Here is a 25565-nt window from a genome sequence, read left to right as displayed (position 1 = left end):
TAGCTTTTTACCACCTTACGCTCGTGGCGTGTTTTTCGAAACGTACGGAGGAGCGGACGAGGAAACGAAGCTGCTGGCGCGGCTGATCGCGGTATACATCCCCATACTGATCTTAATGCAAGCGGTCGATGACGGGAATGAAGCGATTGCGGCAGAGGCGAAATCCAACATCATGCGGGCACTGTCGGATTAGGCTCATTATTTCGTTGCGGCTATGGGGCTATGGCTATCGGCACCATTTTGTAGTTTAAAGGCCGCGATAAGGTACGATCCGCCTTCTCTGATGCCGCTTTATGTTGTTTATTCAGGAGGGTTTTTTATTGTGGGTTATGAACTGGATTTTAAAAAAAGGGTACATGAAGTTATTACACAGAAACAATTATGTTCAGTTATGAATGACACTAAGTGGGGAAACTTACAAAGTGATGTAATAAATAAACTCCCTTTTACCCCGCCATATCAAGCTAAGTATGTATTAGATGATGTACTTTATCCAGAGAACTTTGAAACCGACGTCTGGTATTTAGGGGATTGGATAGAAGGACTTTCACCTTTTTTTTCTGTAGAATGGATACGGGTTAGACCAAGGTATCAGAAGCACAAGGGGAATCTGCTTCCTCCTGAATTAATTGACATAAGTAAAGAATTTCTTTCGATTTTACATGAATTAAGAATTCCGTATAGAGAAGAAAACAATACATTTTTCATTTATGGATACATTTCAAATACTTCTCACTTTTCAAAGGTAATCAATTAGCTAACGGGACACGATAGCACAATAACAACTGCTGCCGGCTTTATCTGAAGCCTATTAAAGTAACGGGCAGAATAATTCAACAATTCAATTCTTGAAAGGACTTTACCTTAAAAGCCTAGAATAATCAACTTATGTATTTCTACCAAGTAAGGAGCTACTATAAATGCAGATTGTTGTAACTGGCGGAGCAATTATAAGAGATAGTAAAGGAAGAATTTTATTGCAGCAAAGATCCGATTACGGAGACTGGGGATTACCAGGCGGAGGCATGAATCCAGGTGAGACTATCCAAGAGACAATGATCCGGGAAGTTAATGAGGAAACAGGATTAACTGTTACGGATTGTGAATTTTACGCTGTATATAGCGGTCCAAGGATGGAATACTCCTATCCTGATGGCAACAAGGTTGTTTTTGTTATGTTTCTTTTCAATGCCTGGACTGATTATAATCAGTATTTATCTGAGGATGGGGATACGATAAGATATCAGGACGATCTATGCGAATCGTTGAAATTACAGTTTTGGGATATTAACGATATCTCACTGGATCAAATAAACAAAGTTCAACGACCAGTCTTTGAAGATATGCTAAACGGGAATACAAATATACTTAGATCTTAATACACCAGTTCGCTGAACTAACGGGAAACGATAGCTCAATAAGCACGAAGAAACGGCAGCTGATGAATTGGCTGTCTTTTTCTCAACTCCCTCAAGAACTTTGATATAATATGGGTATCTGGACTATAAGTATGAAAGGGGAGTACAACAATGAATAAAATTTTGCGCAACAGCTCGGCGGAAGCTGAGATTAATACCCTTGGGGCGGAACTGATCAGCTTCAGAAAGCTGGATCCGGAAGCTGAATACATCTGGAGCGGTGACGCCACGTATTGGACAGGCCGTTCTCCGGTGCTGTTTCCCATTATTGGTACGGCCCGGAACGGAGAGATTAAGGTGGACTGCAAAGCCTATAAGATCGGCAATCACGGATTCGCCAGACGCAGCGAATTTACGCTGGTCCAAGAAAGCGACACCCACGCGGTTTACCGCCTCTCTTATGATGAGAAAACCCTGGCCAGTTATCCTTTTAAATTCAACCTATATATTACATATAAACTGAATGCAAGCACACTGGAACTTAGTTACCGGGTGGAAAATAGCGATGAACAGGATATCTTATTCCAGCTCGGAACCCACCCGGCGTTCAATTGTCCGCTTGATGACAACGGTAGCCTGAACGATTACTATCTGGAGTTCGCTGAATCGGAAAACCTTGAAAGGTTGTTCTTGAATTCGGACGGCCTGCTGATCAGCGGCAAATCGGAGCCCGTTCTGAAACAAGAGACCATCCTGCCTTTATCCCATGAAATGTTCGCCGAAGGCGCATTGATTTTCCGAAATGTGAGCTCTCGGCAGATTTCGCTTAGAAGCAAGCACTCCTCCAAAAGCGTAGTTGTCAGCTATAAGGGTTTTCCCGACCTCGGCATCTGGCAGCCTTTGAACGCTCCCTTCATATGCATCGAGCCTTGGCAAGGAGTAGCGGATATGGACGTCTTCGAAGGTGAACTTCAAGCTAAAGAGGGAATAATCACCCTGGAGCCGGGGGCGAATTTCACAAGCTCCCTGACCATAGAAATCAACTGACGATCCGAAGGGATCTGCAGGGTTCTCAACTGGTTAAGCTCGGCTCCATACCATTGCAAAAAGCATCAATCTATTGGAGAGGGCACTGAAGAACTTACGATTTTCTTAAGGAGTATGTATAAACTTCAAAAAAGAAGACATTCAACCCCATTTTTAGGAAGAATGTCTTCTTTTTTAGCTCTATTTTATTCAATTTATCCCTATGTTTTCAATCTGTTAACTTTAATATCCGCTTTAAGTTCACGGCGAATATCGTCATCGCACCTTGTAATTCCATACCAATCAGACCCGAGGATGTAGCTACATCATACCCGTGCCCATGTTTAAGTTCGTTATTCTTCGCTTCAATTTTGTAGCGTTCCTTAGATTTTTCTTTAAAGTACTCTGTTTCCTGGAACGCAATCTGTTCCGAATGTTCTTCAGATTTAATCGTTACAGAGTAGGTTTTGCTCTTCGATCCTTCTTTATAACAACCCTCTTTAAACGGACAACGCTTGCACTGTTCCACGTTAAAATAATAGGTGTCTGCTTGGTTTTTGTCGATGCCTTTCTTGCCCTGTTCTCTTTTTTATTGAAGTAGGCGTCAAATCGTGGATGCCGTTGAGCTAACGGGCAGGATAGTTGAATGATTTCGCGAATAACTTAAGTCATGACGAATTTACGAAGTTCGCAAAAAAGACGTTAGCCGAAAGAAGTTCTTAGTTTAGGAGGAGTCTATATGATATTAGAAAAAGTTATAAATAGAATTGTAATACAAAGTGAATATAAGGATTTTGTTGATAAGTATATAGAAAATATACTTACCGAATTTAAAGGTAAGATTCATAGCATTTATATGTGTGGCTCGATTCCAAAAGGAACTGCTAAACCTTTTAAGTCAGATGCAGACTTTACTATTGTATGTGTAAATCCCAAAGATATTGATTACGAAAGATTGTCAAATATTAAAGACAGGCTTTTGGAAGAATATCCAGTAGTAACTAAGATTGATACGATAATTTGCTCGATTGACGATGTATTAAGTAAACCAAATGAGTGGGGTTTTTGGGTAAAGATAATTTGTGTTTGCATATATGGTCATGACGTTGGTGAAAAAGTACCACCGATAATTATTTCTCCAGAGTTCATTTTAGACTTAAATACAGAGACCAAGGAGGAAGTAGATCGTATACATAGTTTACTTTCTAATGCTAATGATAACACAATGAAAACTAGATATATTAAAGGTTACTCTAAGAGATTAATTCGTGCATTATACTCTTTGGTTTTAGAAGATACAGGTGTATGGCAAGATGACATTATTAAGATGAAGAATGCCATATTAAACTATTGTGAGATTGACTCCGCTTTAGTTGAATATCTGTATGCTTGTTACTTGGATAGTAATGTACTTGTTGAAGAGTTTCTGGGAATTGCAGATGAAGTATATAGCTATTTTGAGAACGCCTTAAATGCAATGGCTGCTTCCAGAACTTCCTTCGGCTAACACCATATTGACGCTCCGGGTCACTCTGAGAAGCGAGTGACCACATCCAGCCCCCTAAGCCCGTCGGGACGTCACTGCATTAGGTGTTCGGCAAGCCTCACAAGTATAAGCAGCGACTCTAATTAAAACATAAGACTATTGAACTAACGGAGAACTTTAGTTGAATGATACACATTAATGAGCAGGCGCTACGGTAGCCTGCTTTTTTCATTGAAGTAACGGGCAGGATAATTTGGACAAGTCACGGAGATTTGAATATGAAGATTGTTAAGGGATGTGTTATTAAAATGAGTCTACAATTGGTGCCATTAAATATTCATTCAGATTGGACTGTTGTATAGAATCATTTTTATGAATTTAATCCCGATGACTTTCATGACGACTCATTTCCTTATGTATGGGAGCTACATGAGGATATATTCTATTTAAGAAATGAAAAGACAGGTTTGATTTTGGATTTAGGATGGTATCCAGCTATGCGTTCAGAGGGTGCGTATACATTGAATTTAGTGAAAATTGGTGATGAAGAAACTGGACCCGAATATTGGGCTAACCCTATTTTAAAATATTGTTCCCGCAAAATTAACGACATAACAAATATAATCCATGAAGTTCTCAGAGGAATAGGATTCGTCCGAAGCAAAGTAAATCATTAAGCTCACGAAGAACGACAGTAGAATAGCGGCTGCTTCGGCAGCCGTTTTTTATTGTTCAATTAGCCGGCAGAATACTTACAATTTGTGGCGCTATAGCGTCACATTATTAGCATTAGGTTATGTAATGATATTCTGATACTCAAAAAAATTGGAACAATGTGGTAAAGTGGGATGATGGAAGAAGTACTCAATAAAAAATAGAGGAGGAGACAAATATTTCATGGGCAACGACTTTTACAGAAAACTAGGTGCATCCTTTCTAATTTCCGCTGGAGTAATCTATGCAATCGAACGAGTAGGCTCTTTGATAGCTCGCAGCCATGAAATTGCAGCGTTGTACGAAGCAAATATGTTCAATGCCCTACCTGAAACTCATATTACAAGCTTCTTCGATAATATCTTTGTGCCAATCCTTGCGTTTCTCGGTATGATACTTTTTGTATATGGGTTTCCGAAAAAAATCAAATGAGATAACTCATTCAACGCGATGTGAGCACATAATGAGTTGTACCATAAAGTTACAGAGGAGGTGCTTAGGTGGCGGAAAGAAGATGGGGTATTGTCAAATGGTAAAAAGAAGATAAAGGTTACGGACGGATAATGCTAGACGGCCAGGAAGGTAACCATGTTTTTATACACTTCAGCGAAATACTACCAGACCCTATTAGGTTACCGAACGGCTTTCGGCTCCTTAAAGAGGGTCAAAAAGTTGAATTCGACCTATTCGAGTTTCCGAATATAATTGATTCTCAGCGCAGGACAGCTAAGAATGTGCAAATATTAGAGGAATGAAGGAATCGAGACGTACTTGATAAATGTATGGACTTTCGGGAATCATAATTAAGCTGACAGGAGACGATAGTTCAATAAACGCGATAAGGCAGCCAATCAGTCAACATGATCGGCTGCCTTTGTTCAATTAGCGGGCATTTATCTTCAACTACTAAATTACAGTTTTCTTGCTTTGATTACGAAAGTTACAGGAAGCATCTTTGCTTTTTTTGCAAAATCGTCGTTATCGTCCCGCAATTGAATAATTTCATCATCAGATTGCTCAATCATTTCTTCAATAACAAATCCCGCTTTTGAGAGCGCATTCACATAGGTTGATAGTTTACGGTCAGCTAATGTTAGCGTACTTTCGTCAAGAGTCACCGAATACCAAGATTCATCGAAGTAACATTTTTTAAAAACAAGCATATCATTTTCTGCAACAACACATTTGTGTATAGGGTGAGACCAACTGAAAATAAATACGCCGTCTTTTTTTAGGTAAGAAGCAATCCTGCTAAAAGTACCCTCAAGATCGGTTGTCCAGCCTATAGCATAAATCGAATAAACAAAGTCAAAATAATCCTCAGGTAGGCCACATTTTTCTTCCATGGGAGAACAGATTAATTTTGCTGAAAGTCCGTGATCTGACAAATATTCTCTTGTTTTTTCGATTTGGTTTTCTGATATATCCATACCCCATAGTTCAGATGCTTTACGTTCCCCGAGATATTGCAATGATTGACCGCTTCCACAGCCTATCTCCAACATCTTTTTTCCTGAAATATCGCCAAAAAGCTGGCATTTTTCTTCTGAGACGAATGCTCCATATAAAGGAAGTGCGGTTGCTCCTAAAATATCATTTCCTTTTGTATCCCAAAATAAGCTGTTAGTTTCATGAATAACATTCTTGTCCATATCGACCGAGATAGCGCTACCAACCTCGCCAGCGCCTATAATATTTGTTCTATAAACAGAATTCTTGTCCATGCCAGTACCATCCCCCAATATAAAAATATTAGTCTAAATGTATATCCTGACTTGCGCGCTATTGATTCCAAAATAATGTACCATTTTTCTATGAATACATCTACCTAAAATCTTCCATACAGCATCCATTGGATCTAGTAGACTCATTGCGCTAACGGGACACGATAGTGGAATAGCGGTTGCTACGGCAGTAGTTTTTTATTTGTTCAATTAATGGGCAAGATAGTTGAAAAAGGAACTTAAATTTAAATCTCGAATATCTATTGAGAACGGATAGCTAAAAAATTGATGACAGACAGGAGATAAATACGATGATCAAAGGTTTCGGAGGAATCTTTTGGAGAACTAAGAATCTTGAAGTTATAAAAAAATGGTACAGTGAGGTCTTGAAGATTGAAATAGATCATTGGAATGGGACTGTGATAAAGCCCCAATCAGGAAATGAGACTATCTTTTCTTTCTTTACCGAGGATGATAGTTATTTTCCAACAGAACAACAAGTGATGTTAAATTTCCAAGTACATAATCTAGACGAGACTATTAAACATCTTGAGCATATTGGTATACCACTTGCAAAGAAAGAAGAAATTAGTGAATTTGGAAAGTTTGTTTGGATTGAAGATCCTGAAGGTCGACTGATCGAGCTTTGGGAGAAATAACGAGTTGTGTAATAAAAATGAGTTGACACCAAAGTAGTTAGGGACCATACTATATATATGAACAACAATAATAAAAAAATAAATGACATTGAGACTATTCCCTCGCTTGTACAATCCAAGCGTCAGATTGATCGCTATAACCTAGACATAGACGCACAGGCTATACTCGTCGCGTCTAGGCTAATGGCAGCGGGAGCCATGCTTGGACACGCCTCAGAGATTCATTTCTCTAGATTCGGTTTATCAACAGGGCGTTATCGTTTATTGGCAGATCTTGAAGATAACGAAGGAGAAGAGTTGCCTTCGCAATTAGCGGAGCATCTAGGCGTTACACGTGCTACAGTGACTGGTCTTATCGACATTCTTGAACGAGATGGGCTAGTGTCTCGGCGATCAAGCTCAGACGATGGCCGTCAGAAATCAGTCGTCTTAACGGAAGAAGGAGCGAAGAAGCTCCGTGAAATGGCTCCTGAGCATTTCGCTCGGTTGGAAGCAATGGTGGGCTTGCTCAACATCGAAGAACGCAGCGTATTTCTCGACTTGCTAGGTCGAGTTACACAAGGCATCTCAGCACTTACGGGCGAATTAGGCTCGAAACCAAAGGGAAACATCAGTAATGAGTAGAATGGGCTAGTGAAGCTAGCCTATTTTTACTCTTATATAGTTAGGCGCCTAATTATAATTCGCTGAAATCAATCGTTGAACTATTTCAAATAAGAAGGGAGCAACTAAATGAACCAGATGAAATACCCGAATCAGACAGATGATGTTTACGGCATCAAGGCTGTTGGTTCCAAGAAAAAGACTTTTGTACTATGGCGTGAAGTTGTAATGGCCTATGCTGCTCCTGCCATTATGGCAGGTATCGGGGGATTGGTTACTGCAGATAGGGGGCTTCAAATAGCGGCATTGACCACAATTGGAGGTGCATCGGCCTTGATGGCCTTGATGATTGGGCTATTGTTGCGCAGCCGAGTGGGCCATTTGCGATGGGTCATCGGTGCACCTCACCTGGTTGTAGTAGGGGTATTCGCAATGGCCGGGTCCACATTTGGACTATACGCTGCATGGGTGACATCTGTTGTAGTAGAATTTATGATTCCGATTAATTACTTGGCCTGGGTCGATCGTGTATGTATCGATTTCCCGTTGTCTGGATTCATAGCAAGCACGATAGTGACATGGCGGTGGCGACTTGCCGTCACAACTGATTTTTCATCTAAAAGGAGAAGATAAAAAATGATAGTTATTATGGGAGCAACAGGTACGATAGGTAGTGCGCTTTTGGAACGGTTGGTTGATCTTGGCGTACCTGTCAGGGCGCTAAGCAGAGAGCCAGAGAAGTTGCGTGATCAGATCGGAGAAAAAGGTAGATCAATTATCGAGGTCGCTTTTGTCGATGCTTCTGACCCGACATCGGTGCGCCGCGCGTTTACAGATGCTAGCCAGCTCTTCCTTGCCATGTCCAACAGTCCAAGACAAATCGAATTGGAAACCTCTATCATTCAGATTGCCGCCGAATCTGGAATCAAACACATCGTAAAAATATCCAGTCCTGCCTTTGAGCATAGCTCTCCAGTGGCAGTAGCGGGCTGGCATCAAGAAATTGAGAAAACGCTGAGAGAATCGGGTCTCACCCACACCGTATTGCGCCCCTATGCGTTCATGCAAAATTTAATACGCTTTGCACCAACGATTACAACCCAAAATGTTTTCTTCGGCTCCATGGGCGTTTCACCGTGTAACTTTATAGACTGTCGCGATATTGCAGACGTTGCCGCAGAAGTTCTGACCAACCACGAGGTATCAGGCCATATATATACGCTTACTGGTTCGGAGATTTTCAGTTATCCCCAGATCGCGAGTCGACTGTCTGCCCTGCTTAATCGGCCAATAAGTTACATCAACTTGGAACCCCAAGAACTACTCCGTAATCTTATCGAGCACGGGAATCTGCCTCATTGGCTCGCGAACCACGTTGTGGAAATTCAAACCATGTCTAGGATGGTGCCAGAAAGTCCAAATAACACTGTAAAGGGCTTGCTTGGCAGAGAGCCACGCACGCTAGACGCCTTTCTACATGAGTGTGTAGAAAATTTCCGGTAGAGGCGGAGCCCACCTATTCTAATATTTGTATCGTTAGCAGCGTTTTACTCCGATTTTAGTTAAGTCATTGAGCTTACGGAGAACGTTAGTGGAGGAGCTTCCTTTATGGTAGCTCTTCTTTTTCATTTAAGCTAACAGCAGGTTAACGGAATGGACCGCAGTCGAAATAATTTTGCGTCATCTGGCTCGGTTTTGTTCCGACACGGTGTCTGCGAACCAGTTTCGGCTTGAAGATGGGAACGAGATTTCGTTTACACGGTCACCTGTAACGAATAAAGAAAGATGCTATGCCGAATACGAAAAAAAGACGACCATTTTGTGGGTCGGCCACTAATTATTCTATTGCGGTCAGGATAAAGTAGTGATTATCGACTTAAAAAGTAGTTATGTAAGGTTCGATAAAAATTGATTATAACTATGAATTACCAAACGGTTTATCGAATAAATAGTAAAATAATACTGTTAAGTACGAGGGTTATCGAGAGGGCTTTTATTTTGATTATCCTTTCTGAGTCTATATAAGTACATGTTTTTCCTAATGAAAATTATTTTTTCTCCAATGTAACATTGAAATGAAAGAGGGGATAGCGTTGATTGAACATAGCAATCTTGAAGAATATCTGGATCCGGTAAATTATGATCTTGAATTTGACGGTGAAATGGACAAATATCAGTTCTATCTTGAGCTTGCAAGATCGAGTCCTGGCGAAGTGTTAGAACTTGCTTGTGGTACAGGCTTAACAACGATACCCCTGTCGAAAGCCGGCATAACGATGACCGGCGTAGATATCTCTTCGGCGATGCTCGCATATGCGCGGCTGAAGGCGGAAGGGTTGACTGTTACTTTTATGGAAGGCGATGCCCGTACCTTCGAATCGGACAAGCGATTTTCGATGATCTATTTGACTGGCAATGCATTTCAGGCATTCTTAAGTGATCAAGATCAAAGCGATTTACTTACTACCGTTCACAAACATTTACAACCCCATGGAATCTTTGCATTCGAGACCCGTAATCCGGAGGGAACGGATTTATCCGATCAAGAGGAGACAGGATGGGGGTCCTTTATTGATAAGGATGGGCAAAACGTCAAGGTATCAGGCACACAATGTTACGATGCTAGCCAGCATATCATGCATTGGGTCACGATTCGTGATTGGGGAGATAAACGAACGACTTCCCGAATTGCTTGTCGATTCACAGATCAGGCTACGCTGCAATCTTTATTAATCCGTCACGGCTTTCGCGTCGAACATCAATATGCTGACTGGGATAAAAAGCCGTTCTCTCCGTCATCTTCATCTATTATTAGCGTTTGTAGGAAATGTTAGGAGAGACGTAATGCATTGCAATAGGAAAAATCCCCTCAGGTCGAGGGGATTTTTGGTGATCCTAGCAGATTCCCCCTTAGAGTCCGCCTTTATTCAACTAGACGGCAAGATAGCGTAATAGCCTGTCTGAAAATATGGTACAATTTGTAATACTAAAGCGAGGTGAAAGAATTTGAGGAATATTGTTGAGGACTCACAGTTTCTCAGTGAAAGAGCTGAGATGATGTACTATTTTCAAGATGAATTTTACATCTCTGAGAAAACTGAAATTATTCATTCAACTTCAGGAAAGTTCAAACTTGAAATCCATCACTATAACCATGTTGAAGGTTTTTACAGACATAATTACACAAAAGGGATTGTTACGGATAGTGAGCATAAAATCATCGACATAATATATAGAAATTATGACCCATTCTTATTCAGTTGGTTGGAGGTAAATGGCACAGAATATCTGTTGTGTGGGTTAGATTATCAGGGGTATTCAATTGTTAATTTATCAAATAAAGAAACCCATCATTATGTTCCCGAAGAGGCTTATAAAGGGCATGGATTTTGCTGGGGGGAAATAATATATTTTCAACAAAAAAAACTAATAGTGATTGATGGATGCTATTGGGCATGCCCCTATGAACTTGTTTTTTATGATTTTTCTAATCCTATGAATGTACCATATAATGAATTATTCCGTGTGGATGTTGATAGCGTATTAAATTGGGATAGTTGGAAAGATTCCTGTAGGGTTATATATCTTGATAATGAAAACAACGAGACAGAATTTGTATTTTAGAAACTAAGCTAACGGAGAACGATAGTGGAATAGGCATAAAATATTATTAGAAGTGTTCGATATCAGGAGAGATTGGAGAAAGTATGAAGAAGGTAGACTGGATTAAAGTAATTCTAATAGTATCGCTATTCGGTAATGTTGTCTTTTTTTTGAATCAGAAAAAGGATAGTAGAAATCAAGAATTGAAATATGAATTATTGAATGCTAGCATTCACCGAGATCTAGCTCAACTTGAAGCAACTATACAGTATCAACAAGATCATAATTGGAATAATGAAACTCTTGTTACACAGAAACTAGATGATGCCATCGATTCAATTATCTTACACAGTGGAATGGAACGAGATAAGGATAAGGAAGATATCCTTTGGGGATTGCACGATTATATAAATGAGTTCAAGGTGGGTGACGAGATTTTAGATGTTAGCTTAAATGATAAGCAACGCGCTGATTACATCTATTTAGGTGAGAAGCTTCGATCTAACGGGTGGACGTTTAATGTAGGATATGATACAAGCTGGGAGGCCTTTGCATCTAAAGTAAAGGAGTTGGTAACGGAGTCATAGATGTCACAAGTCTGTATTGGATTTGACGGATACGGACATAAGCCTGTGTTAGTTCGGGAATTGGGGAATTAATTATGATAAGTGAGAAGAAATCTAAGCGTCTTGGAATTGTTCGATCCCTTGTTTATGAAATGCAGAGCAGCTTCAAGAATCAGAAAGCTTGGGCTCATCTTTCAGGAGTGTCTACCTTCGCTTCGATGCTCGCTATGAGAAGAGGACAAGATTCGGAAATAGCTGCGATCGCGGGGGTGCTACACGATTTTTATTTCTATAAAACTGGAATAAATACCTTTCCTGGTCACAATAGCGCAGACGCGGTAAGACCTATAATACGTAGCACTCAAATCTTTACCGACGAAGAGATCTCAGTAATTCTTAGATCAATCTTTTATCAAGAAGATAGAAATCGAGTTCATGGACCAGATGAGGAAGTTATTAAAGACGCTATTTTATTGCAGAGGTACTTTCAAAATACAGGAAATCATTTACTTAAGACGGATATACATAGACTACAAAATGTATTTATTGAATTAGGGATTCAGGAGGGAAATGTAGATACAGAATTAAACGTAGATGTGGAAGCATTAAATAGAGAAACTAAAGACAGACGACTTATGCTGGCTGATTTTGCGGAAAATCTCGCAGAGCAAAACATAATCGGGGTACCGGAAGATGAACGTTATCGGGAAATTTGCAAGTATTGGCCGGACTCTGATATCTATAAAGTACTAGAAGGTAACTGGTGTGCTGCATTTGTATACTACTGCTGTATGCAGGTTGGAATACTTCTTCCAATTCGATATCCTAACCGAATGTATCGTCTAGCTGGGGTTGGTGCGTGGTTGGATTGGGCTCAGCTGCACGAAACTAGATTTTTCTATGACGCTAAACAAGAAGAATTTATTCCGGCACGTGGTGATATTGTTATTTTCGATAAGCTTCTCTCCGATAATTCTCACGATCATATCGGAATTGTTTTAGCTTGTGAAGACAATGAAATTTTGATTGCTGAAGGTAATAAAGACAATAAAAACTACTCTAGTGTCTCATTCAGGGGTAGAGATCATTGTATACTCGGATATGTCCGAATAGATAACGGCTACCGTTATCATTTCAATGGAGAGTATGTACCCTTTGGTTATTGATTTCGAGCAGTTATTACGCTAACGGATAGGATAGTTTAATAAGAGTTATGTTATTTTATTCGGGAAATAAAACGATTAGGGAGGCAAATCCATGATTGATATTGAAAGAATTAAAGAAATTATTCCTCATCGGAATCCATTTCTCTTGGTCGATAGAATATTGGAGATTAATGAGGGGAAGAGAGCTGTTGGAATTAAAAATGTAACCATTAATGAACCTTATTTTCTGGGTCATTTCCCTGACTATCCCGTAATGCCGGGAGTCTTAATTGTAGAAGCACTGGCACAGGTCGGTGGAATCGCTATGTCTAACGTTGAAAGCAACAATCATAAAATAGGCTTACTGACTGGTATTGATAGTTGTCGTTTCAAACGACAAGTAAAACCAGGAGACACAAACTCCTTCTTGTATTTGATGTAATTCGAATCAAGGGACAAATCGTCAAAGGAAAGGGAGTCGCCACTGTAAATAATGAATTGGTATGAGAATCTGAAATAATGTTTGCATTCAGTTCGATTTAGGTTTTAAGGTAACGGGAAATGATAGTTGAAACAATATACATTGATGAGCAGGTGCTTCGGTATCCTGCTCTTTTCATTAAGCTAACGGGCAGGATAGTTGAAAAGAAAATAGTATAGTTTTCTTATGAAAATTGGGAAGTTTGGGGGTACTGTAATTATGCGTTTATCACTTTTAGGTATTTCAATATCACTTTTTGGGATAGCACTTATATTAACATCAAGTGGTTCAGCAACAGTATTGGGACTTGGTGTTTCATTTTTAGGTTTGATAGTTTCATTAATTGCTTGTTTTAGAGGTGAACATAAAGCTTAAAAGACAAGTAAACTCACGGGAAACGATAGTTGAATAATACACATTGATTAGCAGGTGATTTGGTATCCTGCTCTTTTTAGCTAATGGACAGATTAGTACCATAAATAATGGTAGAATTATGTAAACACAAGAGTAGCTATTTGTTGCTAATCAATGAGAAAGGATTGATGATGATGTTTGAAATATTCATTAAAGAGATCACAAAAGAAAACTGGGAGGAAGCATTTAAACTTTCAGTTAATGAAGATCAAAAAACATTTGTTCCAACTGTTGCAGAATCACTAGCGGTTGCCTATATAAAACCTTGGGACGAGGCATTAGACCCATATGTTTTATATAATAATAACAAGATAATTGGATCGTTTTATATTTCTTATACACCAAATAGTGAGGATAATTATTGGATTGGGGGATTTCAAATTGATAAGGAATACCAAGGGAAAGGCTATGGTAAAGGTTCTCTAGATAAAATTATTGATTTTATACAAATCAAACATGCTAAATGCAAAATCATATCTTTAACAGTGGAAAAAGAAAACGAACAAGCTATTCGCTTATACGAAAGTGCAGGATTTATAAGTAAAAATAGGATGAATAATGATAACCAACCTATATATAAGTTAACATTAGATAATAAATGAGGGTTGTAAATACGTTAAGCTAACGGGGCACGATACCACTATAAACACGATAAAGCAGCCGGTCAGTCAACGTGATTGGCTGTTTTTATTCAACTAACGGGCAGGTTAGTTTAAAAGTTTCGCGAATACCCTACATATGAAATTATTTATAGAGTCCGTGAATCAGACGTTATTGGAAATAACGTAAAGATAGACAAATGAGGAGTACAAAATGATGAATACCCGATTCTCAATGCCAATTAAATTAGTAAATCAGTCAGAATTACTTAAAACTACAATCATTGAAAAAGGAAGACATTATCAATCTTTGTACATTTTAGAGTTTGATAATTCTGTGAAATATGTACTGAAAGAAAAAAACGTTAAAGATTCTGGAAGTTTAATGGACGAAACAGAAAGGCTGAAATGGGTGAATGATGTGATTCCTTCTCCTAAAGTAATAAGTTATCAGGTGGAGAATGGAAAGGAATGTTTAGTTATGACCTATATAGAAGGTTGTACTGCGGAAGAATACCAGCAGGAAGAGGGAGATAAAAGTCTAGGCTATATTTTAGGAGAAGGTTTAAGAACAATACACAATGTTCCCATTGATAATTGCTTTTTTAATGATTTTTTGCCAGAAAAACTGATTGATATGGTCAAAAACAATATTAATGATAGAAAACATGAAGTCATAGAGGCTATTAATAACTCATTTCCCAATCATACTATTGACCAACTGATTGATTTTTTGGAGATGAATAAAGCGTCGACAGAGGAACTAGTTTTTACCCATGGTGACTATGGATCTGGAAACGTTATGATAAATAATGGACGTATTGAAGCATTTATTGATTTAGGAGGATCAGGGATATCAGATCCATACTATGATATTTATTATCTTGTAAAAAGTCTTACTTATTACACAGATAGGAAAGAAGAAATAGTTGAGTTTATGAAAGGATATGGAATATCTGAATTAGACGAGAATAGAATGAAATTTCATCAAATTATCGATACTTTATTATTGTGATTTATATAGTAGTAACCCTAAGATGGCGTTGACATTCTGTAACACTGTTTTCCTGCTGAGTCGCATTCACTCCTTGATTTCTGTTCGAAGTATTTCTAGGAAGAGCAAATCAGTCAGACAATTCTGCATGGCGAAGTTCGTCGGACCCGCACGTCATTCGTTGGGCTAACGGGACACGATAGTTGAATAATACATATTGATGAGCAGGTTAACTTAATAAGCAAAGTAATGGATAAAATATAAATATAAGTGTTCTCTCCCAAACTATTAGAAAATATTATGGTACGATGTCCTTATTCGGTTGTTTCAAGGGAAGGTAGATATCGTGCTAAATACTCAGGATGTTGCAATAAAAGCATTAACTTGTTATTCAATTACTTATCAATCAATAGCTCATATTGGCCAAAATGCAAACACCATCTATAAAGTGACAGATAAGGAAAAGTAACTGCTATAGTTTGCGAATACATCTATCAAAAAATGATTCGATGGAAAGTATTTGGTCTGAGGAAAAAGTCATCCATTCAGAAATGATTTGGCTGGAATCATTAACAAATGATACAAATCTGGGTGTTGCCATCACCTATAAAAAATAACATTGGTGAATATGTTACTAAGATAGCTGACATAAACTGTACATTGTTAAAATGGGTAGATGGTGAACAAAAACAATTTGTTCCAACAGTCAATGATGCCGAGTGTGTAGGCGAATTGATCGGAAAGCTTCATAAACAATCATCCTTTTGCCCTCGAATTTTTCCTTCTAAGCAAAGATTTTGATTTGAATTACAGATATGAGATTATAGTGGGTGTAAAAAAACGTCAGTCACCTTAAGCAGGTGACCGGCGTTTTCATATTAGCTTTTAGGCATTTTGCTCTCATCCATGTACAGCAGGTTCCATCGGTGACCGTCCAGGTCGGCAAATCCTGCGCCGTACATCCAGCCGTCAATTTCACTCGGCTTGCCAAAGATGTTTCCTCCGGCAGACTCTGCTTTTTGAATAAAGGCATCTACTTCTTCTCTGCTTTCAGCGCCAATGGAGAATATTACTTCAGCGCTATGGGTAGTATCTGCGGTTTTAGAACCTGTGAATTTCTCAAACGCTGCATCCGGGAACAGCAAAATCGTTGTTTGGCCTATGTCAAGCTTGGCTCGCTCGTTACCAACGCTCACTGCATGGAATCCAATCTCATTGAAAAAGGCAGTTGACCTCTCAACATCTTTGACCGGCAGGTTAATCCAGATCTCCTGTGGCATGGCTATAGCCTCCTGGAATATATTTTTAACAACTCTTACTATACTCTAGTTCTGGCAGCAGAAGCGAATCTTACAAAAGAATCCGGAATGACATTTCTGTCATGCATTATGCTGTTTCCTTAGTAACTTCTCTTCTCTATATCGCAACTCACTCTTAATTGAAATACTCGATAGTTTTCTCAATAAATGCCTTGGCCGATTTTGTCAGAAAACGGTCGGACCTATGAATGATCTCAAAGTGACGGTATGGCGGATCGTCTGTAATTCGGATGCAGCGTAGAGTTGGTTCATTCATCGCTTGGATCAAACGATAAGGCAGCAATGTTCCTCCGACGTTGGCTTTAACCAAGCTAATAATGGAAGTAGCCGAACTGGTCTCCATGATCGTATTTAAACTGAATCCATATTTACGGCAATAGCCATCAACCAGTTCTCTGCCTGTAAATCCTTCGGGGAACATCACAGTTTGGATATTTCGCAGTTCCTGGATTCCAATCGTGCTTCGTTCAGCCCAATCATGATTCTCGGAAACGACGAGTACATATTCTTCACTGCACAAAGGAATGCGTACAAGCCGATCATCAGGAGCAGACGTGATCTCGATGCCGATGTCTACTTCATTATCCAGCACTTGATTCAAGACATAGATCGAAGAGATAACCTTCAGTTGTACCTTGGGAAATCGTGCATGAAAATTCACGAGCAATGGGGTGAGCCGATAGTCCAGATCGGAAGGGAGAACACCAATTACCAACCGACCTCGTTGATCATTGCGGAATTCAGCTAACGCATCCTGGGTATTCTGTAAATGCCGAATCATCTGTACACAGTGCTCCAGAAACAGATTTCCTGCCTGGGTCATCACAATCTTTTTGCCGACTCGGTCAAATAAGGGAACACCGAGTTCATCCTCGAGTGCGCGTATTTGTTGACTCAACGTAGGTTGAGATATGCCGAGTTTCTCAGCTGCTCGTGTAAAATGAAGCTCCTCACACACCGCAATGAAGTTTTCCATCTGACGAATCTCCATATGAATACCCTCTAATCATTGGTTTTAGTAATCATTTTAATAGAAACTATAGTATTGTTCAATCATTCTAATGATTCTATACTTAATCGTGCACCACCCAACGATCTTTCGTTAACAAATAGGATGATGGGTGAATGTAACGATACTACTACCATGAGGTGATTCATAATGAAACTTTTTTATATCGTCCTGGCGCTTATCCTGGCTTCACTGAATTTACGACCACCCATTACATCCATTTCACCGCTAATGAGCACCGTACAGAATGATCTGGGTATAAGCGGGATTACCGCCAGTCTGTTAACCACACTTCCGGTATTATGTATGGGCATATTTGCTCCGTTCTCCGTAAGATTAAGCAGAAAGTGGGGAAATGAGGGCGCAATTGTTCTGGCTTTAATCCTCATTGGGTTAGGTACAGGATTACGATGGTTTGTTGGTACAACTCCATTGATGATGTTCACTTCTTTTCTGTCCGGAATAGGAATAGCATTGGCAGGGCCGCTATTATCCAGCTTCATTAAGCAGTACTTCCCTGACCGAGTGGCAGCTATGGTGGGTATCTACTCTACAGCGATGGTGATGGGGGCCAGCATTAGTGTGGGATTATCGGTTCCGCTTCAGCATACGCTGGGTGGTTCGTGGAGGGGCTCGTTGGCTGTATGGGCATTTCTCGCAGCCATTGCATTGCCGATCTGGTTGAGATTAGCCTGGTCTGCGCGCATAGATCTACAATCCGGTAAAATCTCGAGTGTACTTAATGCACCACTTCCGGTGAACAACAAGCGTGCCTGGATGCTGACATTATTCTTCGGGCTGATGGCAGCGATCTTCTACTCGTTGACCGCTTGGCTTGCGCCAGCAATCCAAAGCAAGGGGTATAGTCAAGAGACGGCCGGCAACATCCAAACCTTATTTACATTGATATCTCTGCCCTCTACGTTGTTCATTCCCATGCTTGTACACCGTTACCAAAGACGTGTATTCTGGCTTGTCGGGTGTGCGTTATTAGAGTTGATGGGTGTCCTGATGCTGAACATATCCGTAAGCCCCTGGCTCGCGGCGATTCCACTCGGTATTGGAGCAGGTGGACTGTTCCCGATTGCACTGATGTTGCCCATTGATGAAACAAGCAATGCTCAGGAAGCCAGTAGCTGGTCCGCAATGACCCAATCAGGTGGCTACATTCTCGGAGCGCTTGGGCCGCTAGCCATTGGCTGGCTCCACGATACAACGGGCAGCTTCGTCCAAGCATTCTATGGTTTGGCTGTAATCATCGTGCTTCAGATTATCGTTCAATTGGCTATAGGTAATAAAAAAAGTTCTCCAGCGAGTTAGGATAAGCCCCAGAGCTGAGAGGATGTACTATTTTCATGATGAATTTAGAAACGGATTTTGTTGGGGGGAAATAAGTAGAGGAGCTTCCTATATGGTAGCTCCTCTTTTCTAGTAAATTAAATGGGCAATATACTAAGGTAATATTGGATTATAGGTTCATTCTATAAATATTATTCCTTTTATATATTAGACCAATAAAAGCCTGTAGCGATATTATGTTATTTATAATAATAACGCGGAGGAATGGTGGTCTGATGTCTATTTATGATTTTCAAGCGAAGTCAATTAATGGTGAGCCTGTTGAATTGTCAATTTATCGTGGAAAAGTTCTGCTTATTCTGAACACTGCCAGTAGATGCAGCTATTCTCGCCAATTACCTGATCTTCAAAGGCTTTACGAAATACACCATGAGCAAGGGTTTGAAATACTAGGTTTTCCTTGTAACCAATTCAACGAGAAAGAGCCAGAGAGTAACTCGGAAGTACATGAATATTGTGAGAGCAACTTTGGAGTTAAGTTTCCTTTATTCGAGAAAGTTGAGGTTAGGGGACCGTCTGCTCATCCGTTATTTCAATATTTAACACAGCAAGCACCATTTCAAGGGTTCGATACTGAGACATCAGGCGGTCAATGGATGCAGGATTTTCTGCGGGAAAAGTATCCGGACATATATGCCGGTGACGGGATCAAGTGGAATTTCTCAAAGTTTTTAATCGATCGAAACGGTCACATATATGGTAGATACGAAACTACGACTGAACCATTTGACATAGAGGTATTTATTGAATCACTTCTTTTAAAGTAAATGAATCCGATTAGTGATTAAGCTAACGGGCAGGATAGTTCAATCGTTTCTCGAATATTTTATGAGTTGGATAATTTTATGACCTTTGTGATTATAACGTTATCTGAAAAATACGCAAAGATAATTTTTTGAAGGGATGATTAAATTGAAGCAAGGGATACTAGTTTATCTAAATGGAACTTCAAGTTCTGGAAAGACCTCCATATCGACTGAACTGATAAATCAGAAAGAGATTCCTTTTTATCATTTATCAATTGATGATTTTTTTAATAATTACAATGATTTTATTAATAATAAATTTCCAGATGAACCTCCAAGAGAAATAGATCATCAAGTTGTCTCACAAATACTTGATGATTCCATATTCTCAGTGTACCATTCGACAATTAAATTGTTATCAGAAGTGGGTTTTAATGTAATAGTAGATACCGTAATCGACAATGACAAGAGGTTTAATGAGTTTCTTGATCAATTTTTCGATCAGCCTACGTTATTTATAGGTGTAATATGCTCGAAAGAAGAACTCATAAGAAGAGAGCAAGCAAGAGGAGATAGAAAAATTGGACTAGCAACTTCACAGTTTAGCAAAGTATATTACTTTGATGAATATGACCTCGAAGTAAATACTGAAGAGATGAATCCAAAAGAATGTGCCGAAAAGATATTAAGTTTTATTAAGTCCAATAAGGAATACTCGGTATTTAAGAAATTAAGTAAAAGAAATGTTAGTGTTTCCTAGTAGGCGTATCCATCAGATAACACCATATCAAGCGTTGGGGCTATCGCCTCTCGGTCTGCCCGAGGGATTTCGGAATTAAGCTAACGGGCAGTTTAGTTGAGTGTCAACCAATAGGATTTGAGTATTAGTTTGCAGAGTTTATAGACGAACACTTCAATTTCGAAAGCAGGTGAATAACTTGACAGTGCCACCATTGCTGGATGGAGCAAATGTTTTGATTTATACAGCAAACGAGCATTTCAATAATAACGGATATGTTTTGTTCGAGGGTGAAAACAAAAAAAGAGGTTATCACTGCTTTCGCGGTAGCTAAATATGACGGTGCCAGAGGTTACAATCTATTCTCATGTGACCTAGAGTGGAATGTTATTGGTGGCACTCTGCACGATTCATTGCAGGAAGCTAAAGATTGCGCAGAAAACTCAAGCCATGTACCGATAAATTGGATTTCAATAGTCATTCATCATTACGAAATCTTAGTCGAACGTTTTAAGAATAAGGAATACGGAATTGAAGAATTACAGCGCAGATTAAACACCGCTGTAATGCCTGATCCTCCAAAAACTGAAATTTCGACTAGACTCTTAAAATTGGATAATGGTTTAGAGATGTACGCCCAGCATGGGCGTCATCTCTAGGGTGAAAGTCTCCCACGGGGGCTGGCAAGTTTACCTTTAGCGAAGGGCAAGGGTATCTACCGCGAGGTGAATCTGAAGGAAGTTGGAGGCAAAAGTACGGGCCAAGGCAGACGAATCTACTTTGAGGCGGCTGCAGCCGTAAAGATGACGTTCTTATTCTTAGGAGGCCTGACGGATCGATGAGGTTAAATGGGTACGCTTTTATCATTGATTTCAAAACATTGTGCTATTTGCCGAGAACATGCGGTAACAAGGGAAGCGTGCATTTTCGCTGGGGGAGATATGCTCTGATCCAACGGCGTCTCCGCCGTTTTTTGTGCTGTTTGGTAAGTGAAGCAAGAGGCTAATTTGAAAAACACTGGCCTAGCTGTGCTAAGCTATCTGTACCTCAAAGCCGTCCGGGTCCAGAACATAAAAGAACCGCAAGCGGGGATTCGGCGTGATCGGCCTGCGCGCTACCGGGATGCCCTGATTTTTCAAATGATCTATTGCCTCATCCAGTGACTCCACCTCGAACCCAACGGAAGCGCCGCATTCTGGCTTCAGAGCCGGTCGGTTCCCTGTATAAGCTTGATCTTGGGCTGTCCCTCCGTGCCTAACATAAACAATCTGTTTTCCTCTGCTCTCAAATCTGCGGTCTATCGGAAGTCCCAGAATCCTGTGATAAAAATTAAGGGATGCCTCCAGATCGCGCACCCTTAGCGTAATCCAATTCAGGCTCAATTTCATGACTTTAATATCCCCTTATGTGAATTTATATTTTGTTCATTATACGCCATTTTGCACTGAAACCGGGGAGGATGAGGAATCGTGGGGCGTTTATAAGGGATTTGGCAAGCGGCTTACCCCTAGTCAAAAGTATGAAAGGGGTCCATCGTGAGACGGGTTTTCTTTTTTGGAAATGAAACAGTTGGAAATTGATCATTGCTTTGTGAGGTGAAGTATAGGGCAGTGCCCCTGACCACCACGCCAGAGCGCATCGCTGCAGCGATGAGGTCAGGGGTTCGATCCCCCTTGGCTCCACCAACAATTTTATACATGGACTCTTAGCTCAGTTGGTAGAGCCGTTGACACTTAATCAATTGGTCCAGGGTTCGAGTCCCTGAGAGTCCATCCAGAAGAAAAGGCGGAAATGCAGTTTTTTTTGTTGTTAATGGGAGTTGGAGGAATAAGCAGAGAGTGGGGGGTTCTGAGTTGCAAATGCCAACGGCAACAGCCCGCTCGTGCATCCAGACCGGAACTCACCCTCTGAACTCTAGATGTTAAAGCTAAACGCCAAGCCGACCGCCAGTTACGATCGGTGCTCGCTAACCCCGAAATTCAACTTCAGACTAACCAAGTTCTTGTCCCGAGCTGAGTACAAGAACTTACATCGTTAGCCGAAATGAACAAGAACTTTGAATCATAGCTGATTAGATGTATGTCTAATATTTGAAGGGACACGAGAGATAAAAAAACAGTTGGGGAGGCAGCCTGGAGATCAGCTGTCTTATTCTCAACGGGCAGGATAGCGCAACAATCGCCGAATTCCCTTGAAAGACGCAGTCTTAGCATTATGACTAAAGAAATGCAGCCAAACTAATGTGAACTCTAGGGGGTTACAGAATGTCTGTCATACCTGATGAATCAAGACGAGCGAAGTTCTCTACCCTAGCCAATGCGATAGTCTATTAAGTTTGATTATCCGACAAGGGAGCATGTAGATGGTCGATTTGTCTTAATTAAAAAGCCTAATCAGGTAAAAAATCAAAATATAACTGAATCCCCAAATAGTCCCCTAAAAGCCTAAAAGTACGTTTCTCTTCATGTTCATGCCGTTGAATATAAGATCACGCTTGATGTTAAAAAAGTGTATTCAACATTATGCTAAGCTGATAACGAATCAAACCAGATAATCCGTTCTAATGATTATGTCCTGATTATGGACTTCCTTTAATCTCATCTCTATAATAGGTGAAACATTATTGAAAACGTTCACAAGGGAGTTGCCATGAAAATTCGTTCCAGCAACTATTTCACCCGTCTCTTAATGTACAGTCTGCTGATTGGCTCTATTCCAGTGATCATCGTTGGAATCATCTCATATTTCAAAGCTTCCTCAATCGTGCAGGACAAGGTAAACCAGAGCAGCATGGCGACACTTCAGCAGACCCAACTTCGTGTGGAGCAAACCCTCAAGACGATCGATCATTCGGTTACGCAGTATATTAGCTCGCCCCTTGTGGTGAATGCGATGTCGCTCCCTTATTCTGCAGCCCATTATCAGGTTTATAATGAGATGTACCAGAACATGGTGCGCAGCCAAACCTTCGAGCTGACGATAAACAATATGACTGTAGTAAATTTAAAAGGTAAATGGGGCGTCGACAACAACAATATTTTTACATTTGACGATGTAAGGAATCTGGATCATCTTCTCCGGTATGAGAAGCTGCCTTCATTTTCTCTTTGGGTAACGGACGAGGACAAAAGCTCGCCAAGTATTAGTCTCGTGAAGAAAATCCCGTTGAATTCGCTGAAAGCCAACGGACTGGCCATCGTGACCATCGCCGAATCGCAGCTGGCGAGCCTTCTGGCGGCCGACAACCAAATCGGTAGCATTATGGTAATGGATAAAGATTACCGGCTTTTGTCCCGAAGCGATCGGAAAATACAGCAATCCGGTTTTGAGCAACTTGTTGCCGAGATGCAAAGGCGAAATGAAACGGAAGGACAATTCAACGTTGAGCTTGATGGGGACAATACAACCGTTATCGTTCGTAAGTCAAGTTATAATGACTGGATTTATGTTTCCGCCATATTCATCAAGGATATTACCCGAGATTCCCGCTCTATAGGCTGGGTTACTCTGTTTGTATGCCTGCTCATGGTTCTGATAACCGGCGGACTCGCACTACTTGGTTCCCGTAATTTCTACCGGCCAGTTCGGAAATTGGCCGCAACGATTGCCAGCAGATTCGGAGATCCGCCAGATGAAGCCCGTACCGACGAATTCACCATGATCGGCTGTCGGTTGCAATCCATGCTGCAGACGGAATCCCGCCTCCTGGCTCAGCTGACAGGACAAGTACGGGAACTAAAGCAATTTTTTGTCATGAAGCTGATTCGCGGCGAGGAGAAAGAATCTCAGTTACCGGCCAGATTGAAAGAATATGGCTATCACGCCGATTGGAACTGGTATGCCGTACTCGCCATTCAGATCGATTTTCTGGAGCGGTCCCGGTATAGCGAAAACGACCGTGATCTGCTGCTCTTCGCGATCGCCAATATCGTCGGCGAGCTGATCCCCGCCGAGGAACGGCTAGATTCTGTGTTGCTGGAACAATCCCAGATCACGGTTGTCGGAGGTGCCGTAACTACGGATGTGGAGTACAAGAACCGGTTGTTTGCTGTAGCAGAACTGATCCAGAGAACAGTACTGCAATACCTGAAGCTGCATATTAGCATCGGCATCAGCCGTCCCCAAAATCAGCTCGTCGATATTTCTATCTCTGCCAAGCAAGCACTGGAGGCGCTTCGCTATAGGATCCGTTTCGGCGCGGAATCAGTTCTGTTTATCGATGATGTCCAGCCTGAAGACTTAGTATCCAGCGTGTTCCCGCACCGTGCAGCCAAAGAGCTCTACGATGCAGTTAAGCTCGCGGAGCGGACAAGGGCTGACGAACTGTTGGAGCGCTGCATTGGATTGATCTTTGAAGAGCAAGCCGACTGGCGCCAATATCGGATGGCATTGGTCAGGCTGTACACGATACTGACCGAGCTTGGACAGTCCGAGATAACAGCAGATACAAAGAAGAATACAGACGCGGAATTTCCACCCGATCAGGAAAAACAGCTTTTTGACAGATTGCTTGATCTAAAATCCCAGGAGGAAATCCGATTTTGGTTTAGTGAGACAGTCATTACTCCAATCATGCGCAGGCTGGAGCACCAGAGAAAGTCTCATGTCAAGAAAATATCGGACCAGCTAACTGATATGATCCATCAGAACTTCGACACCGAGCTTACGCTTGAAGCATGCGCAAAGCAATTGAATTATCACCCCAACCATTTGGGGCCGCTGTTCAGCAGGGAAAAGGGGATCAGCTTCAGCGAGTACCTGCAAAACTACCGTTTACAGATGGCGAAGCAATGGCTGGTAGAGACTGATATGAAGATCGGAGATATTGCGGATCGATTAACCTACACCAATCCCCAGAACTTCATTCGCTTTTTTCGCAAGATGGAGAACATGACGCCCGGACAATACCGGGATTTGCACTGCCATCAGAAAAAATGAACGCTTCAGCCGAAGACTCCCTGCGATAGGTCCACAGCCTGTCGTTGGGGGTCTTTTCATTATGATGTTACAGAGTAACAAGA

Annotated in this window: 25 protein-coding genes, 1 tRNA gene and 4 pseudogenes; 25 read left to right on the top strand and 5 right to left on the bottom strand. The window is 40.8% G+C overall.

The features are described from left to right. The 4 genes and pseudogenes from MKX60_RS23375 to MKX60_RS23360 form a co-directional block, all read left to right on the top strand. Positions 1 to 193: pseudogene (locus MKX60_RS23375) on the top strand (aminoglycoside phosphotransferase); the annotation flags it as partial. A 129-nt stretch (positions 194 to 322) separates the two neighbouring features. Next, positions 323 to 757 (top strand): DUF6678 family protein, encoded by a 435-nt coding sequence (locus MKX60_RS23370; protein ID WP_081393215.1) that lies wholly within the window; start codon positions 323 to 325, stop codon positions 755 to 757. Between the two features lie 163 nt (positions 758 to 920). After that, positions 921 to 1379 (top strand): NUDIX domain-containing protein, encoded by a 459-nt coding sequence (locus tag MKX60_RS23365; RefSeq protein ID WP_341061121.1) that lies wholly within the window; start codon positions 921 to 923, stop codon positions 1377 to 1379. Between the two features lie 150 nt (positions 1380 to 1529). Then, a complete protein-coding gene (locus MKX60_RS23360) occupies positions 1530 to 2405 on the top strand; it encodes an aldose 1-epimerase family protein (RefSeq protein WP_341061119.1) in 876 nt (291 codons plus the stop codon). A 208-nt stretch (positions 2406 to 2613) separates the two neighbouring features. Here the strand turns inward: MKX60_RS23360 and MKX60_RS23355 are convergent. Next, positions 2614 to 2970, bottom strand: a pseudogene (locus MKX60_RS23355) (transposase); the annotation flags it as partial. A gap of 153 nt (positions 2971 to 3123) precedes the next feature. Between MKX60_RS23355 and MKX60_RS23350 the strand changes: the two are divergent. The 3 genes and pseudogenes from MKX60_RS23350 to MKX60_RS23340 form a co-directional block, all read left to right on the top strand. After that, entirely contained in the window at positions 3124 to 3891 is a 768-nt protein-coding gene (locus MKX60_RS23350) for a nucleotidyltransferase domain-containing protein (protein WP_341061118.1), read from the top strand. Positions 3892 to 4767: 876 nt separating this feature from the next. Next, positions 4768 to 5016, top strand: coding sequence for a hypothetical protein (locus MKX60_RS23345; protein WP_076287095.1), 249 nt, complete (start codon positions 4768 to 4770; stop codon positions 5014 to 5016). A gap of 119 nt (positions 5017 to 5135) precedes the next feature. Then, positions 5136 to 5339 (top strand): annotated as a pseudogene (locus tag MKX60_RS23340) (cold shock domain-containing protein); the annotation flags it as partial. 156 nt (positions 5340 to 5495) lie between these two features. On the opposite strand, the gene MKX60_RS23335 reads toward MKX60_RS23340, so the two are convergent. Continuing rightward, complete coding sequence (locus tag MKX60_RS23335; protein WP_076301145.1) at positions 5496 to 6308, bottom strand: class I SAM-dependent methyltransferase; 813 nt, start codon at positions 6306 to 6308, stop codon at positions 5496 to 5498. A gap of 311 nt (positions 6309 to 6619) precedes the next feature. On the opposite strand from MKX60_RS23335, the gene MKX60_RS23330 reads away from it, so the two are divergent. The 12 genes and pseudogenes from MKX60_RS23330 to MKX60_RS23275 all read left to right on the top strand — a co-directional run bounded on the left by MKX60_RS23330 (position 6620) and on the right by MKX60_RS23275 (position 15393). Next, on the top strand, positions 6620 to 6967 hold the full coding sequence (locus MKX60_RS23330; protein WP_339287005.1) for a VOC family protein: 348 nt from the start codon (positions 6620 to 6622) through the stop codon (positions 6965 to 6967). A 57-nt stretch (positions 6968 to 7024) separates the two neighbouring features. Further along, on the top strand, positions 7025 to 7591 hold the full coding sequence (locus MKX60_RS23325) for a MarR family winged helix-turn-helix transcriptional regulator (protein WP_341061117.1): 567 nt from the start codon (positions 7025 to 7027) through the stop codon (positions 7589 to 7591). 108 nt (positions 7592 to 7699) lie between these two features. Further along, a complete protein-coding gene (locus MKX60_RS23320; protein ID WP_341061116.1) occupies positions 7700 to 8203 on the top strand; it encodes a hypothetical protein in 504 nt (167 codons plus the stop codon). 3 nt (positions 8204 to 8206) lie between these two features. Beyond that, positions 8207 to 9073, top strand: coding sequence for an SDR family oxidoreductase (locus MKX60_RS23315; RefSeq protein WP_341061115.1), 867 nt, complete (start codon positions 8207 to 8209; stop codon positions 9071 to 9073). A gap of 590 nt (positions 9074 to 9663) precedes the next feature. Then, positions 9664 to 10404: a methyltransferase domain-containing protein gene (locus MKX60_RS23310; protein WP_081383107.1), complete on the top strand. Its 741-nt coding sequence runs from the start codon at positions 9664 to 9666 to the stop codon at positions 10402 to 10404. A 172-nt stretch (positions 10405 to 10576) separates the two neighbouring features. Continuing rightward, the gene (locus MKX60_RS23305) at positions 10577 to 11194 is read left to right on the top strand and encodes a hypothetical protein (RefSeq protein ID WP_341061114.1); all 618 of its coding nucleotides are present in this window, start codon (positions 10577 to 10579) and stop codon (positions 11192 to 11194) included. 83 nt (positions 11195 to 11277) lie between these two features. Beyond that, complete coding sequence (locus MKX60_RS23300; RefSeq protein WP_341061112.1) at positions 11278 to 11760, top strand: hypothetical protein; 483 nt, start codon at positions 11278 to 11280, stop codon at positions 11758 to 11760. Between the two features lie 74 nt (positions 11761 to 11834). Then, a complete protein-coding gene (locus MKX60_RS23295; RefSeq protein ID WP_341061111.1) occupies positions 11835 to 12905 on the top strand; it encodes a CHAP domain-containing protein in 1071 nt (356 codons plus the stop codon). Positions 12906 to 12996: 91 nt separating this feature from the next. Continuing rightward, positions 12997 to 13391: pseudogene (gene fabZ / locus MKX60_RS23290) on the top strand (3-hydroxyacyl-ACP dehydratase FabZ). A gap of 193 nt (positions 13392 to 13584) precedes the next feature. Next, positions 13585 to 13740: a hypothetical protein gene (locus tag MKX60_RS23285; RefSeq protein WP_341061110.1), complete on the top strand. Its 156-nt coding sequence runs from the start codon at positions 13585 to 13587 to the stop codon at positions 13738 to 13740. A gap of 167 nt (positions 13741 to 13907) precedes the next feature. Next, complete coding sequence (locus MKX60_RS23280; protein ID WP_341061109.1) at positions 13908 to 14381, top strand: GNAT family N-acetyltransferase; 474 nt, start codon at positions 13908 to 13910, stop codon at positions 14379 to 14381. Positions 14382 to 14592: 211 nt separating this feature from the next. After that, entirely contained in the window at positions 14593 to 15393 is an 801-nt protein-coding gene (locus MKX60_RS23275) for a phosphotransferase (RefSeq protein ID WP_341061107.1), read from the top strand. A gap of 857 nt (positions 15394 to 16250) precedes the next feature. On the opposite strand, the gene MKX60_RS23270 is transcribed toward MKX60_RS23275, so the two are convergent. Then, positions 16251 to 16652, bottom strand: coding sequence for a VOC family protein (locus MKX60_RS23270; RefSeq protein WP_076300861.1), 402 nt, complete (start codon positions 16650 to 16652; stop codon positions 16251 to 16253). A 154-nt stretch (positions 16653 to 16806) separates the two neighbouring features. Continuing rightward, positions 16807 to 17667, bottom strand: a complete 861-nt coding sequence (locus tag MKX60_RS23265; protein ID WP_341061106.1) for a LysR family transcriptional regulator — start codon at positions 17665 to 17667, stop codon at positions 16807 to 16809. 183 nt (positions 17668 to 17850) lie between these two features. Here MKX60_RS23265 and MKX60_RS23260 point away from each other — a divergent pair, with 183 nt between their 5' ends. The 4 genes from MKX60_RS23260 (at position 17851) to MKX60_RS23245 (ending at position 21203) form a co-directional block, all read left to right on the top strand. Continuing rightward, positions 17851 to 19020 (top strand): CynX/NimT family MFS transporter, encoded by a 1170-nt coding sequence (locus MKX60_RS23260; protein ID WP_341061105.1) that lies wholly within the window; start codon positions 17851 to 17853, stop codon positions 19018 to 19020. Between the two features lie 254 nt (positions 19021 to 19274). After that, on the top strand, positions 19275 to 19826 hold the full coding sequence (locus MKX60_RS23255) for a glutathione peroxidase (RefSeq protein ID WP_341061104.1): 552 nt from the start codon (positions 19275 to 19277) through the stop codon (positions 19824 to 19826). A 145-nt stretch (positions 19827 to 19971) separates the two neighbouring features. Further along, positions 19972 to 20565 carry a chloramphenicol phosphotransferase CPT family protein gene (locus MKX60_RS23250; RefSeq protein ID WP_341061103.1) on the top strand — a complete coding sequence of 198 codons (594 nt, stop codon included), beginning with the start codon at positions 19972 to 19974 and terminating at the stop codon, positions 20563 to 20565. A 269-nt stretch (positions 20566 to 20834) separates the two neighbouring features. Continuing rightward, positions 20835 to 21203, top strand: a complete 369-nt coding sequence (locus MKX60_RS23245; RefSeq protein WP_341061102.1) for a hypothetical protein — start codon at positions 20835 to 20837, stop codon at positions 21201 to 21203. Positions 21204 to 21575: 372 nt separating this feature from the next. Here the strand turns inward: MKX60_RS23245 and MKX60_RS23240 are convergent, their stop codons facing one another. Then, positions 21576 to 21932 carry a VOC family protein gene (locus MKX60_RS23240; protein ID WP_341061100.1) on the bottom strand — a complete coding sequence of 119 codons (357 nt, stop codon included), beginning with the start codon at positions 21930 to 21932 and terminating at the stop codon, positions 21576 to 21578. A 311-nt stretch (positions 21933 to 22243) separates the two neighbouring features. Between MKX60_RS23240 and MKX60_RS23235 the strand changes: the two genes are divergently transcribed. Then, positions 22244 to 22316 (top strand) — tRNA-Lys (locus tag MKX60_RS23235). 877 nt (positions 22317 to 23193) lie between these two features. Beyond that, complete coding sequence (locus tag MKX60_RS23230; RefSeq protein WP_076286697.1) at positions 23194 to 25482, top strand: helix-turn-helix domain-containing protein; 2289 nt, start codon at positions 23194 to 23196, stop codon at positions 25480 to 25482. Positions 25483 to 25565 lie beyond the last annotated feature (83 nt).

It is taken from the genome of Paenibacillus sp. FSL R5-0914, assembly GCF_038004525.1.
Classification (GTDB): Bacteria; Bacillota; Bacilli; order Paenibacillales; family Paenibacillaceae; genus Paenibacillus_AQ.
Note: the sequence above shows the minus strand (reverse complement) of the source record. Positions and strands in the feature narration are given on the sequence as shown.